The organism is Micromonospora sp. NBC_01740 (genome assembly GCF_035920365.1).
In the GTDB taxonomy this organism is placed as follows: domain Bacteria; phylum Actinomycetota; class Actinomycetes; order Mycobacteriales; family Micromonosporaceae; genus Micromonospora; species Micromonospora reichwaldensis.
The window spans coordinates 2364778-2377341 of record NZ_CP109150.1; the positions used below are offsets into that span (position 1 = coordinate 2364778).

The following is a 12564-nucleotide window of genomic DNA, read 5'->3' on the forward strand; positions in this document are numbered from 1 at the left end:
CTCCCGTGGATCCTGCGTCTCCCGTGGATCCTGCGTCCTCCGACGGTTCTTGCGTCCCCCGTGGATCTTGCTTCCGGGTGGACCTTGGGTCCCGCGCTGGATCTTGGTAGGAAACGGCCCCTCCAAGGGCCGTTTCCTACCAAGATCGCGATGAGGTGGGGCGTCAGTGCACTCGGGCCAGGGTGAGGCCGTCGGCGATCGGGAGCATCACCGCGTCGACGCGGACGTCGGCGAGCACCTCGTCGTTGAACGCCGCGATGGCCCGGTCGTCGGCGTTCTGCGGGGCGATCACCCGGCCACCGCGCAGCACGTTGTCGACCGCGATCACCCCGCCGGGACGCATCCGGGGCACCAGCTCCGCCCAGTAGACCGGGTAGCCGGTCTTGTCGGCGTCGATGAACGCGAAGTCCAGGTGGCGCTCGTGGGGCAGCTCGCGCAGCGTGTCGCCGGCCGGACCGATCCGCAGCTCGATCCGGTCGTCCACGCCGGCGCGGGCCCAGTACCGCCGGGCGATGCCGGTGAACTCCTCAGAGATGTCGAAGCAGGTCAGCCGCCCGCCCTCGGGCAGCCCACGGGCGATCGCCAGCGACGAGAGGCCGGTGAACGTGCCCACCTCGACGGCCTGCCGCACTCCGAGCAGCCGGGTGAGGAAGGTCAGGAAGGCGGCCTGCTCCGGTGCGACCTGCATCTGCGCGTCGTTCGGCAGGGCCGCGCGGGTCTCCTCGGCCAGGTCCCGCATGATCTCGTCCGGCGGCGCACCGTGCCCGACCAGGTACGCGTGCAGTTCCGACGTGAGCGGGATCGACTTGGTGGTCATCGAAAACCTCCGTGGAACCCCTGGCTTTAGCCGTGGGGAGGAAACGGAACTCTTGCAGAGCGGGACAGGAAAGGCCGATCCGCGGCCAAGGAGGATGGGTGTCCACCCGCATGTCACCGTAAAGCTTACTGGCTATCTTGCTAGGCTGTGAGCCATGGCCAGGGCTGTGAAGCGGGCGTTCAGGTTCCGCTTCTACCCGAGCCCCGGGCAGGTTTGCGAGCTTGCCCGCACGTTCGGGTGTGTCCGGCTGGTCTACAACATGGCGTTGCAGGCCCGCACCGAGGCGTGGGCCCTGCGTCAAGAACGGGTGAACTACAACGCGACGTCGGCGATGTTGACCGCGTGGAAGAAGACCGACGACCTGGCGTTCCTCAACGAGGTGTCGTCCGTGCCGTTGCAGCAGACGCTGCGGCACCTGCAAGTCGCGTTCACCAACTTCTTCGCCAAACGAGCCCGGTACCCGAGCTTCAAGAGCAAGAAGAAGTCGCGCCGGTCGGCGGAGTACACCACCAGCGGGTTCCGCTACCGCGACGGCCAGCTCACTTTGGCGAAGATGGCCGAACCGCTGAACATTGTGTGGTCCCGGCCGCTTCCCGAGGGCGCGAAGCCGTCCACGGTGACCGTGTCGCAGGACGCGGCCGGGCGCTGGTTCGTGTCGCTGCTGTGCGACGACCGGATCGAGCAGGCTCCGGCACCGAGCCCGGCCGTCGGGATCGATGCCGGCCTGGACAGCCTGCTCACGCTGTCCACCGGCGAGAAAGTCGTCAACCCGAAGCACGAACGCCGCGACCGAGCCGCACTCGCCAAGGCGCAGCGGAACCTGTCCAAGAAGGAGAAGGGCTCCGCGAACCGGGCCAAGGCCCGAATCAAGGTCGCCCGCGTGCACGCCCGGATCACCGACCGCAGGCGGGACCATCTGCACAAGTTGACCACTCGGCTTGTTCGTGAGAACCAAACGATCGTCGTCGAGGACCTGACCGTGCGCAACATGGTCACAAACCACAGCCTGGCTCGCGCCGTCAGCGACGCGGCTTGGCGGCAGTTCCGCACCCTGCTCGAATACAAGGCCGACTGGCACGGCCGCAACCTCGTTGTTGTGGACCGCTGGTTCCCGTCGTCCAAACTGTGCTCGGTGTGCGGTGCGCTCGCGCAGCGGATGCCGCTGAACATGCGGTCGTGGACCTGCCGATGCGGGCAGACCCACGACCGCGACGTCAACGCGGCCCGCAACATTCTCGCGGAGGGGCTCTCCGTGATTGCCTGTGGAGGCGGTGTAAGACCCCAACGGACGAACGTCCGGACGGGGCGGCCGTCGGTGAAGCAGGAAACCCAGCGGGCGACCGCTGGAATCCCCCGCCTCTAGGCGTGGGAAGGAAGTCAAGAACGGACGCTAACCGAGCGGCTCGACCGTCTGGTTGCCGGGCGCGACCTTCGTCCACAAATCTGTGAGCCGCAGGTCCAACTCGGCGAGGAGGCGGCGCAGCAGCGGCAGGCTGAGCCCGATCACCGTGCTCGGATCACCCTCGATCCGCTCCACGAAGGGCCCGCCCAGGCCGTCGATCGTGAAGGCACCCGCCACGGCCAGCGGCTCGCCCGTACCCACGTACGTGGCGATCTCGTCGTCGCCGATGTCGGCGAAGTGCACGACGGTGGAGGCGACCGCCTCGGCCCGCCGCCCGGCCTCGACGTCGATCAGGCAGTGCCCGCTGTGCAGCACGCCGCTGCGCCCGCGCATCCGCTCCCAGCGCCGGGTGGCGTCGGCCGCGTCGGTCGGCTTGCCGAAGATCTCCCCGTCGAAGGCCAGCACCGAGTCGCACCCGATCACCAACGTCCGCTGGTCGTCGGCCGGCCGCAGCCGGGTGAGTACCGCCTGCGCCTTCATCCGGGCCAGTTCCAGGCAGAGCTCCTCGGCCCGCTCCGTGACCACGAGGGACTCGTCGACGCCGCTGACCAGCACATCCGTCTCGATCCCGGCGGCCTGGAGAATCTTGCGGCGGGCAGGGCTGGCGGAGGCGAGCACGAGGCGGAGCGGCAAGGACTTCGGCACGTCGCCGACGTTACCGGCTGACCCGGACGACGACGTGTCGGGTAGGACGTGTCGACCCTTCCTCGCCCGTCTCCGTCTTTTGGGTCGCTCAGCGACTGACGCGGGGCGGCGGGTCGCCGCCACGACGACGCCGACGGGCGATGAACGTCCACGCGCCGCCGGCCGCCACGATCACGCCGAGGGTGACCAGGCCACGGGCCATCGCCGCACCATTCCCGTCGCCCGCTGGCTCCGCTACCGCCGTCGTGGTCGAGGGGGTGCGGGCCGGCACGCTCGCCGTCGCCGATCCGAAACCCAGCGGCGGTACGTCAGCCGTCAACGCCGCCACCAGATCGATGACCCCGTGGCCGTACTCGTCGTCCCGTCCCGGCGGGCCCTTGTCGATCGCTGTGGCGGTGAGCCTGTGCGCCACCTCGGCGGCGGGCAGGTACGGGTACTTGGACCGGATCAAGGCGACGGCCCCAGCGACGATGGCTGTGGAGTCCGAGGTGCCGGTGCCCTTGCGATACTTGCCGTCGATGCTTGTGCTGAAGATGTCAACTGCCGGGGCGACCACGTCGATCTCTGGTCCGGTGACTGACACTGAGGCTCGCTGGCCGAGCCGATCAACCCCACCTACGGCAATTACGCCAGGGTAGGCGGCAGGGAATCCGACGTGTCGGCTAAGGGGCTTGTTGCCTGCTGCAGCGACAATAACTATGTCCGCGCGAATTGCGGCCTCGACTGCCGTATGTAATCGGCTATCTGCCGCTCCTGCTGCTGAAATGCTGATTACTTTGGCATTTTGCGTGATCGCGTAGTTGATCGCATCTTTCAATTGGTGACTGGTTCCCCCTTGGCCGTTATTCTTTACGCGTATGGGAAGGATCTTCGCCTTCGGTGCGATGCCAAGGGCGCCTTGCTGGCCAGCTCGCCCGTGGGCGGCGATTAGACCTGCCATGCCGGTTCCGTGGCTATCTCGGTCTTGTCGGCCGTCGCCACTACCTCCAGCAACAATATCTGTGCCTCGGCGCAGATTGTGCGCAAGGTCGGGATGCGGATGAACGCCGGTGTCTGGCACCGCAACCGTCACATCTTCGCCTTGAGTGATCTTGTGTGCTTCGGCGACCCTGAGAAAGCTCAGGTGCCACTGGTCCCCTCGGATCCGGTCAACTCCCTGCGGACTTGCGGCGCCACGGTTAGACCAAGCATGCGAGGCAGTCGGCGGCAGGAGTGCTGCCGTAAGAGTGAACAGCGCCAAGGCGGCCTGGATGGTCCGAGTCCTCAACGGTTGAAGCCAATAGCCGGACCTGGGTCGATGGGGCCATCTTCGTCCGGAGGGCGGACTACCGGGCTTACGCCTCGGTCCACTTCCCATGGGTGGTCCGGATCCCAGTGCCGCGACTCCTTGTCGCTGCCGTCGTACCGTCCCGACCGACCCGCCATCCCGCCTGAACGGGCAGTGCCCATGCCAGGTGCTCCGCCGATTGGCGGTATACCCTGCACCGCGCTGAGGTTGCGGCCAACCCCAGGACGGGAGCCTGCGCCCCCGGTCGGAGCGGTGCCCGCGCCCCCGCCGCCGATTACTCCACCAATCGGGTTAACTCGACGTTGCTGTGCGCCGCTGCCACTAGAGGGTCCAAATCCCATTCCGGGGGTTCCGCCGATCAGACCACCTGGTGGCATGGGCCGGGGTGATGCCGGTGGCGTGGCAGGCGGGAGCCCCGGAATGGCTCCGTTGACCGGCCGGCTGCTAGGGCCAGGCTGACCGATCGGCAACCCAGAGATCCCGTGCCCAGGCCGCACGCCTGGCGGCATCGCAGGCATCGGTCCACTGCCGGAGCCAGCGGGGAGGCCGGGTGGAGTTGGACCTGGCATTGCGGGATTGATTGGAGAAGGCGCTACACCAGGTTTCACCCCGCCGAGGACAGGCCCGACGTTACGGGTGGTTGGTGCGGAGATTTGTCGCGCGTTAGTGGTCGGCCGTGCAACGGACGAAGTAGTCGAACTTGACAACGGCACGGGAACGACGGGAGGAATTACCGGAGCGGCCGAAACGGCGCCTCCGTAGATATCGGAGTTGTGCTGGTCCGCCTCAGGCAGAGGCTTAGGCCTGGGTGGTGGTTGGCGGAGCATTACTCGGGCGTGTTGGAGTTCGCCGCTGAGGCCGTACATGATGCCGCGCGCCTGGACGTTGAGGCGTTCGAGGTCCGCGTCCGTCACGGGGCGGTCGGGGACCCGGCTGCCCATGGCCGCCTTCGGGTCGGCGAGCGTCGCGTCGTACGTCTGCTTCTCCTGGACCTTGACGGCGTACGTCTCGTAGATCTTCTTCAGTTCCGTGCGGGTGGCGCTGATGGCCTGTGTGGCGGCGGAGAGCGCGGTGTAGTTGGCGCTGGCCGCGTCGTGCGTGCGCTGCACCTTGTCGATGAGCTCGTCCAGCTCGCGGACGTAGGCCCGGGCCGCCTCGTTGGTCTCCGGGGGCCATGCCTCGGCGAGCCCCTTGCGGTATTCCTGGAGCCGGCTCAGGTGCATCCGGGCGAGGTCGCAGATCTTGCGCCAGCCGGCGACCTGCTTCCAGTGGTTGGTGGTGTCGTGGTCCTGGAGGCAGGCCCACATGCTGGCGACATCCATCAGTCGCCAGTCGGTGAGGGCGGACGTGCGGCCGCCGGTGCCCCGTTCGATCATGGCAGCACCACCGGACCCCGTCCCCGTCCCTGACCCGGTGCGGGTTCCGGCCCGGTGGGATCGGGCAGCATCGGCGGCGCGCCGCGAGGCGCCGTGGGGGCCGGGTTGGCGAGGGCCCGCTCGATGTCGGTCACGCGCGCGGCGGCGAAGGCGTCGGACCCGGTGTAGCGGGTGGCGACGGTGCCGGCGGCGACGGCCAGGTGGCCGGTGACGTCGCGGACGCCCCAGACCATGTCGGCGGTGGCCTGCTGGGTCTCGTGGTGCGCGCGCAGGAAGTCGACCAGCTCGATGAACGCGTCGGCCGGGTTGGGCACCGGTGCTGTCAGGTCCGCGGCGATGTACGACAGGTGTGGGGCGTAGTTGCGTTCCACTTCGGCCTGGAGCTTGTCGGCGAACTCGCGGAGCTGGCGGATGTCGGCCTCGATGCCGCCGTAGCCGCGGAGCCAGGACGCTGGACCGTCCTCCTCGGGGATCATCGGCCCTCCCTGCCCGTCACTGCGTCGTTTCCCTGAGTGAGGTTAATAGGTCCCCGGGGGTGTCGGCAGCCCCGCCCCGGCACACACCGGCCACCCTGCGGGTGCGCAGGGGCGCCGAGCTGCGGTGATCCGTGCGGAAAAGGTCAGCGGGGCAGGCCGGACGCCCGCCAGGCGCCGGGGCCGGCGACCGTCGCTGCGACGGGCCGGCCGGAGCGCGCCCAGGCGGACGCGGCGACCGGAGGGGTCGCGGGGGCCGGGCGGGACCGTACGACGATCGCGCCCACCAGCGCGGCCAGTTCCTCGGCGGTGGGGACCCCGCGGACGACCCGGAACAGCGGCTCTTCGGCAGACATGGCGTCAGCGTACGCGGCGGAGAGGTTGACCTTGACCGCACAGTGGCGTGCCGGCGGTGTGAGCGTCGTCGGCTCCGGGTACCGTCTGGGCGATGTCGAACGCGCTGCCCCAACTCGTCGCTGACCGATACCGGCTCCTCTCGCCGCTCGGTCAGGGCGGCATGGGTCGGGTGTGGAAGGCGCGCGACGAGGTGCTGCACCGGGACGTGGCGATCAAGGAACTCGTCCCGCCGCCCAGCCTCACCGACGAGGAACGCCGCGAGATGCGGGAACGCTCGCTGCGTGAGGCCCGGGCCATCGCCCGGCTCAACCACATCAACGTGGTCCGCATCTTCGACGTGCTGCGCACCGACGGCGACCCGTGGATCGTCATGGAGTACGTGGCGTCGAAGTCGTTGCAGGACACGCTCGCCGAGGACGGCCCGGTGACGCCGGCGCGTGCCGTGGAGATCGGCCTGGGCGTGCTGGCCGCGCTCAAGTCGGCGCACAAGGCCGGCGTGATGCACCGCGACGTCAAGCCCGGCAACGTGCTGCTCGGCGACGATGGCCGGGTGGTGCTGACCGATTTCGGCCTCGCCACGATTCCCGGCGACCCGAACGTGACCCGCACGGGAATGGTGCTCGGGTCGCCCGCGTACATCTCGCCTGAGCGGGCCCGCGAGGGCACCGCCGGGCCGGAGGCCGACCTCTGGTCGCTGGGCGCCACCCTCTACGCGGCGGTCGAGGGCAAGTCGCCGTACGCGCGACCGTCGGCGATCGCCACCCTGGCGGCGCTCGCCACCGAGCCGATGCCGCCACCGAAGAACGCCGGGCCGCTCAAGCCGGTGCTCAACGGCCTGCTGCGCAAGGACCCGAACGAGCGGATCACCGCCGAGGTGGCGGAGAAGTTGCTGCGCCGGGCCGGCGGCAAGCGCACCCGCACGATTCCGCTGCTCGACGGCGTACGCCGGCCGGGGCCGAACGGTCCGCGTGAGCCCCGCCCGCCGCTGGTGCCGGCGCCGCGACCGGCCGAGGGTGGAACCGACAAGCCGGTCAGCCCGCCGGCGCCGCGCGCGCCGCTGGCGGCCGCCGCCGGTGCCGCCGCGGCGTCCACCGCCGAGGACGCGACGGCGGCGCTCTCCTCGGACTCCGTGCCGACCGCCAAGGTTGGATCCTCCACCTCGGACGCGGCCCCGACGGCGAAGGTCGACCCGCCGAAGCCCGCGCTCGACGACACGAAGGCCGAGCCGGCGGTCCCGGCGCCCGGCAGGCCGGCGAACCCCACCTCGGTGATGCCCGCGCCGGTCAGCCCGCCGTCCGGCCGGGCGACGGTCGTGGCGTCCAGCGGTACGAAGCCGAACAACACCCGGCGCAACGTGCTGATCGGGGCGCTGGTGGCGCTGCTGCTGATCGGCCTGGTGGTGATCGTGCCGATGCTGACCAGCGGCGACGGTGGGGACGGCGGCGGCACCCCGCAGGCCGACCCGACCGGCGCGGCGACCTCGCAGGGGCAGCCGCCGCAGTCCTCCGCGCCGGCCCCGCCCACGAGCGCCGCGCCGAGCCCGACGCCCTCGGCCACCCCGTCGCCGACCCCGGACGCGCTGCCGGCGGGCTGGAAGCTGCACAAGGACCCGGGCGGCTTCACGGTGCCGATCCCGGCGAACTGGGTGCGCCGCAACGCCGGAGCGAACACCGTCGTCTTCGACGAGCCCGGCGGGCCGGGCGAACTGCTGGTGCAGTGGACGTCCAGCCCGAAGTCGGACGCCTACGCCGACTGGAAGGGGGCCGAACCGGCCCGCAAGAACTACGTGAAGAACTACCAGTACCTGAGCATCAAGCGCTGCGACTACTGGAAGACCTGCGCGGACTGGGAGTGGCTGGAGACCCGCGACGGCACGCGGATCCACGTCCGCAACCGGGGCTTCGTCACGGCCAAGAACCGCGGTTACGCCCTGCGCTGGGAGGTCGCCGCGAAGGACTGGCAGGCCAACCTGGCCAACTTCGACCGGATTGCCAAGGGCTTCGTGCCCGACCGCAAGGACTGATCCGCGGGATTCGCGCCCGTTGCGAGATCGACTCGCATGACCTTCCGCCGTACGGGGTATCTGACCTTCACGACGGAAGGGAGGGTACGACATGGGTTACCGACGGAGGGACGCCCGGCCCCGAGTGGCACTGTGGATGCTCGTGGCCCTCGGCGACATCGTCCTGCTGCTCGCCGCCGCCGGCCTGCCGCTGCTGTTCGCGCTGCTCAGCGTCGTGACCGTCACCCTCGCCGGGGTGGGCGTCCGGCGCTTCGCCCGGCGGAACGCGCTCGCCCGCGAGAACGCGGCGGCCGTGCCCGTGGCGGCCCGACGGCAGGTCTGACGCCCGCGAGAGCGGCCTGGCGGCAGCCGGATCAGTTGTCGACCGTACGGTGACAACCGATCCCGCTGCCGCCAACCGCCTCCCCAGGCGAGTCAGGCTCAGGTGTTGTTGGCCAGGGCGATCAGCCGGCTCCGGTCACCGTTCCAGTGGTTGCGGTCGACCCCGCCGCTGATTCCGGCGACGCTGCCCCGGTCGGTGTACTGCCAGAAGCTCCAGAACGGCGCCCCGGCCGGCAGCGCGCCGACCGTGCTCGACCAGCGGGCGACCCAGAGCGGATGGTTCGCCCACGGGGCGCTCCAGCTGCCGGTGCACTGGTTCCACCAGCTCGTGGTGGTGTAGATGACGGCGTAGCGGCCGGTGCGGGCGCGGTAGGTGTTGAGGAAGTCCTGGACCCAGTTCCGCATGCCCGTCGTGCTCAGGCCGTAGCAGTAGCCGCCCGCGTACGGGTTGGCTTCGAGGTCCAGCGCGGCCGGGAGGGTGCGGCTGTCGGCCGACCAGGCGCCACCGTTGGAGGCCAGGTAGTTCGCCTGGACCGCGCCGGAGGAGATGTTGGGCCGGGCGAAGTGGTACGCGCCCCGGATGACGCCGGCGTTGTAGGCGGCCACGTAGTTCGTGTTGAACCGCGGGTCCTTGTAGCTGGTGCCCTCGGTCGCCTTGATGAAGGCGAACTGGATGCCCGCGTTGCGGACGCTGGTCCAGTTGATGGCGCCCTGGTAGTGGGACACGTCGATGCCGGGCGTGGTGGCGGCCGCCGCGGGGGTCGCGGTCGCGACGAGCCCCGCCGCCGCGGTGGCGAGGGCCGCGAGGGTGGCGGCCAACAGCTGCCGCAGGGATGTTCCGGTACGGGTCATGGATGCCTCCAAGGACGCCGGACTGAATAGACGTTCATCTTTGGAGGTAAGTGCCCCGAATGGCAAGGGGAGCTAAGGAAATCTTCAGGAACGGCGAAACTGGCCGCCCTGACGGCAGGTGTCTCCGCCGCTGGCGAGCGGACCGGGTGAGGCGCTCTCCGCCTCAGCGCAGCGTGGCCGGGTCGACGCGCCAGCGGATCGGCTCGGCCAGGCGGAACTCCTCGCCCGGCTTCGCCACCTGGTCCTCGACGTAGTGCGCGCCGTCGAGCCGGTGCAGCCGCAGCGAGTGGCCGGCGCCGTCCTGCTCCACCAGCAGGTACCACGGAATCCCGGCGATCGCGTAGAGCTGCATCTTGACCAACCGGTCGGCTGCCGCGTTCCCCGGCGAGACGATCTCGCAGACGAGGACCACCTCGCCTGCCTCGACGACGGTGCCCTCGTCGTCGGTGTCAGCCACCACCACGTCGGGGATGACAATGCGGTCGACGCCGAGCCGGACGTTCACCGCCTCGAAGACCAGTAGGCCCTGCGGCAGCGCTGCTGGCCGCAGGCTGTTCGTCAGGCTCCACGACACCAACTGGTGCCGCTTGCTCGGGGCAGGGCTCACGATCAGGCTCCCGTCGAGCAACTCGATCCGGTTCGACGTCTCGCTCATGGCGAGGTACTCGGCCTCGGTCCACAGGCCGACGTGGGGTTCCAGGGGTGCCGCAGTCACCGGCGTCCACCTCCCGCTCCTGTCGCCACCGGATCAGCCTTCCACGATACGGGCCGGAGAGGACGCAGTGACACAGGTCGGGGCCGGTAGGCTCGCGCCCCATGGTGTCGATCGACGGGCTCGGCGGTCTCTGGGACAAGCTGTTCGCGGCGCAGCCGGACCCACCGCCCCTGCTGGTGCTGCTGACCGCCGCCGTCGCCCTGGTGGTCGTCTCCACCCAACTGCCCTGGCGGATCGCCCGCAACGCCATCACCATCGCCCACGAGGGCGGGCACGCGCTGGCCGCCCTGCTCACCGGCCGCCGGCTGCACGGCATCCGGCTGCACTCGGACACCTCGGGGCTGACCCTCTCCGCCGGCCGGCCCACCGGCCCCGGAATGATCCTCACCCTGCTCGCCGGCTACGTCGCCCCGCCGCTGGTCGGGTTGGCCGGCGCGTGGCTGCTCGGCGGCAACCGGATCACCCTGCTGCTCTGGGTCGCCGTGGCGCTGCTGCTGGCCATGCTGATCATGATCCGCAACGTCTTCGGCGTGCTCTCGCTGCTGGTCACCGGCGGAGTGGTCCTCGCCGTCTCCTGGTACGCCGAGCCGCAGGTGCAGGCGGCGTTCGCGTACGCCGGGGTGTGGTTCCTGCTGCTCGGCGGCGTGCGGCCGGTGGTGGAGCTGCAACGGCTGCGCTCGCGGGGTCGGATGCCCGCCTCCGACGCCGACCAGCTCGCCGGCCTCACCCCGCTGCCGGCCCTCTTCTGGGTCACCGTCTTCGCCCTGGTCAACCTGGCCGCCCTCGGCGCCGGCGCGCTGCTGCTGGCCGGCCCGATCCTCACCGACGCCGGCCTGATGCCCGGAAATTGACCGGTCGACCGGGCAACCGGCGGCACCGTCCGACGCGTGTCCCCTGCGACCGTCACGGGGAGGTAGCAGGTGCCGGACGTCGACGGATTCGACGAGTTCTACCGGGGCAGCCGCCAACGGCTGCTCGGCTACGTCTACGCGCTGACGGGCGACCTCGCCGAGGCGCAGGACGCCGTGCAGGAGGCGTACATCCGGGCCTGGCAGCGCTGGTCGACGGTGAGCGCGTACGAGGAGCCGGAGGCGTGGGTGCGGGTGGTGGCGAGCCGGATCGCGGTCAGCCGGTGGCGCAGCCTGCGCAGCCGGGCCCGCGCCTACCTGCGGCACGGCCCAGGCGAGAGCGTGCCCGGCCCGGACACCGCCACCGTCGAGGTGGTCACCGCCCTGCGCCGGCTCCCCGAGGAGCAGCGCACCGCGATCGCCCTCTACTACCTCGTCGGCATGCCGGTCGCCGAGGTGGCCCGGCAGACGGCCGCCCCGGTGGGCACCGTCAAGGCCCGACTCTTCCGGGGGCGCGCCGCGCTCGCCGGGCTGCTCGCCGTCTCTGACCTGGAGGAGGCCGCCGATGCGTGACGAGACGACGTTCGTCGAGCAACTGCACCGGGACCTGCGCGAGGTCCGCTGGCCGGAGCCGGCGGAGATCCGCGCCCGGGCCCGCAGGCGCAGCAGGCGTACGGCGGTGCTGGCGGCGGTCGCGGTGCTCGTCGTCGTCTCCGCCTCGGCCGTGGCGGTCGGGGACCGGTCCGGGCGGCGGGGGCTGGCCCCGGCGGCGTCCCCCTCGCGACCGGCGGCGCCGGGGAAGGTCGAGATCCCCCCGGCGGCCCTGCTGCAACAGGACGACCTGACGGCGCGCAGCGGTCTGCAACTTAGCGAGGCCGGCCTGGGCGGGAGCGTCGACGTGGGCATGGCCCTCCGCCGGTGCGCCACGAGGCACGACAGCGGTGTGCCGGCGCAGGAGACCTGGGTGAGCCGGTCCCAGACGGTGCTGCGACCGGCGACCGGCGGGGGGCGGCTCGGCGACGTCCTGGTCGTCCAGGACCTGCACCGGATGCGGGACGACGGGGCCGCCCGGTTCTTCGACGGACTGCGCCGGCAACTCACCGTCTGCCGGGAGTGGCGGGAGGTGCGGTCGATCGAGTGGGGCGGCGAGTCTGTCACCGTCGAGGACGTGCATCGCTGGGACGTGCCGCGCCGCGACTTCGCCGGTGACGAGTCCCTATTGCTGCGCCACTCCGTCGCCGCGACCCTCGACCCGGCCGACGCAAAGGCGCCCGGCCACCCGTCCACGCCGGACGCGACCGTGGTGGTGCGGGTCGGCGACCTGGTGAGCGTGTTGATCCTGGAACCGACCGCCGAAGCCGACCTGGTCCGCCTCGCCGGGCTGGCCGCGCGGCGCATGTGCGCCGCCGCCAACCCGTCCTGCTGACCGCCGCCCACCGATCGGCCG

At 70.8% G+C, this 12564-nt stretch carries 13 protein-coding genes; 6 read left to right on the forward strand and 7 right to left on the reverse strand.

The annotated features are described in order from the left end of the window. Nucleotides 1-163: 163 nt before the first annotated feature. A complete protein-coding gene (locus OG989_RS11405; protein WP_327030473.1) occupies nt 164-817 on the reverse strand; it encodes an O-methyltransferase in 654 nt (217 codons plus the stop codon). A gap of 154 nt (nt 818-971) precedes the next feature. On the opposite strand from OG989_RS11405, the gene OG989_RS11410 reads away from it, so the two are divergent. Further along, complete coding sequence (locus OG989_RS11410; protein ID WP_327030474.1) at nt 972-2180, forward strand: RNA-guided endonuclease InsQ/TnpB family protein; 1209 nt, start codon at nt 972-974, stop codon at nt 2178-2180. A 27-nt stretch (nt 2181-2207) separates the two neighbouring features. Here the strand turns inward: OG989_RS11410 and OG989_RS11415 are convergent, their stop codons facing one another. From OG989_RS11415 to OG989_RS11430, 4 genes are all read right to left on the reverse strand, one after another. Continuing rightward, complete coding sequence (locus tag OG989_RS11415; protein ID WP_151454425.1) at nt 2208-2864, reverse strand: Maf family protein; 657 nt, start codon at nt 2862-2864, stop codon at nt 2208-2210. An 88-nt stretch (nt 2865-2952) separates the two neighbouring features. Continuing rightward, nucleotides 2953-4116 carry a type VII secretion-associated serine protease mycosin gene (gene mycP / locus OG989_RS11420; protein WP_442791949.1) on the reverse strand — a complete coding sequence of 388 codons (1164 nt, stop codon included), beginning with the start codon at nt 4114-4116 and terminating at the stop codon, nt 2953-2955. 1408 nt (nt 4117-5524) lie between these two features. Then, complete coding sequence (locus tag OG989_RS11425; RefSeq protein WP_327030476.1) at nt 5525-6004, reverse strand: hypothetical protein; 480 nt, start codon at nt 6002-6004, stop codon at nt 5525-5527. A 143-nt stretch (nt 6005-6147) separates the two neighbouring features. Then, nucleotides 6148-6357, reverse strand: coding sequence for an acyl-CoA carboxylase subunit epsilon (locus OG989_RS11430; RefSeq protein WP_151454421.1), 210 nt, complete (start codon nt 6355-6357; stop codon nt 6148-6150). A 92-nt stretch (nt 6358-6449) separates the two neighbouring features. Here OG989_RS11430 and OG989_RS11435 point away from each other — a divergent pair, with 92 nt between their 5' ends. Next, nucleotides 6450-8381: a serine/threonine-protein kinase gene (locus tag OG989_RS11435; protein WP_327030477.1), complete on the forward strand. Its 1932-nt coding sequence runs from the start codon at nt 6450-6452 to the stop codon at nt 8379-8381. Nucleotides 8382-8472: 91 nt separating this feature from the next. Further along, complete coding sequence (locus OG989_RS11440; protein ID WP_327030478.1) at nt 8473-8703, forward strand: hypothetical protein; 231 nt, start codon at nt 8473-8475, stop codon at nt 8701-8703. Between the two features lie 98 nt (nt 8704-8801). Here the strand turns inward: OG989_RS11440 and OG989_RS11445 are convergent, their stop codons facing one another. Then, a complete protein-coding gene (locus OG989_RS11445) occupies nt 8802-9554 on the reverse strand; it encodes a GH25 family lysozyme (protein ID WP_151454418.1) in 753 nt (250 codons plus the stop codon). 163 nt (nt 9555-9717) lie between these two features. After that, nucleotides 9718-10269, reverse strand: a complete 552-nt coding sequence (locus tag OG989_RS11450; RefSeq protein ID WP_192581384.1) for a Uma2 family endonuclease — start codon at nt 10267-10269, stop codon at nt 9718-9720. A 101-nt stretch (nt 10270-10370) separates the two neighbouring features. On the opposite strand from OG989_RS11450, the gene OG989_RS11455 reads away from it, so the two are divergent. The 3 genes from OG989_RS11455 to OG989_RS11465 all read left to right on the forward strand — a co-directional run bounded on the left by OG989_RS11455 (nt 10371) and on the right by OG989_RS11465 (nt 12543). Beyond that, nucleotides 10371-11120, forward strand: coding sequence for a M50 family metallopeptidase (locus OG989_RS11455; RefSeq protein WP_327030479.1), 750 nt, complete (start codon nt 10371-10373; stop codon nt 11118-11120). A 69-nt stretch (nt 11121-11189) separates the two neighbouring features. Continuing rightward, nucleotides 11190-11690 (forward strand): SigE family RNA polymerase sigma factor, encoded by a 501-nt coding sequence (locus OG989_RS11460; RefSeq protein WP_132233334.1) that lies wholly within the window; start codon nt 11190-11192, stop codon nt 11688-11690. Then, nucleotides 11683-12543 carry a hypothetical protein gene (locus OG989_RS11465; RefSeq protein WP_327030480.1) on the forward strand — a complete coding sequence of 287 codons (861 nt, stop codon included), beginning with the start codon at nt 11683-11685 and terminating at the stop codon, nt 12541-12543. Before OG989_RS11460 ends, OG989_RS11465 begins: the two co-directional genes overlap by 8 nt. The last annotated feature ends 21 nt before the right edge of the window (nt 12544-12564 follow it).

Excerpts from the sequence above, each read along its gene's own strand:
- OG989_RS11405 (WP_327030473.1), bottom strand. The coding sequence starts at position 817 with ATGACCACCAAGTCGATCCCGCTCACGTCGGAACTGCACGCGTACCTG.
- OG989_RS11410 (WP_327030474.1), top strand. The coding sequence starts at position 972 with ATGGCCAGGGCTGTGAAGCGGGCGTTCAGGTTCCGCTTCTACCCGAGC.
- OG989_RS11425 (WP_327030476.1), bottom strand. The coding sequence starts at position 6,004 with ATGATCCCCGAGGAGGACGGTCCAGCGTCCTGGCTCCGCGGCTACGGC.
- OG989_RS11430 (WP_151454421.1), bottom strand. The coding sequence starts at position 6,357 with ATGTCTGCCGAAGAGCCGCTGTTCCGGGTCGTCCGCGGGGTCCCCACC.
- OG989_RS11435 (WP_327030477.1), top strand. The coding sequence starts at position 6,450 with ATGTCGAACGCGCTGCCCCAACTCGTCGCTGACCGATACCGGCTCCTC.
- OG989_RS11440 (WP_327030478.1), top strand. The coding sequence starts at position 8,473 with ATGGGTTACCGACGGAGGGACGCCCGGCCCCGAGTGGCACTGTGGATG.
- OG989_RS11445 (WP_151454418.1), bottom strand. The coding sequence starts at position 9,554 with ATGACCCGTACCGGAACATCCCTGCGGCAGCTGTTGGCCGCCACCCTC.
- OG989_RS11455 (WP_327030479.1), top strand. The coding sequence starts at position 10,371 with ATGGTGTCGATCGACGGGCTCGGCGGTCTCTGGGACAAGCTGTTCGCG.
- OG989_RS11465 (WP_327030480.1), top strand. The coding sequence starts at position 11,683 with ATGCGTGACGAGACGACGTTCGTCGAGCAACTGCACCGGGACCTGCGC.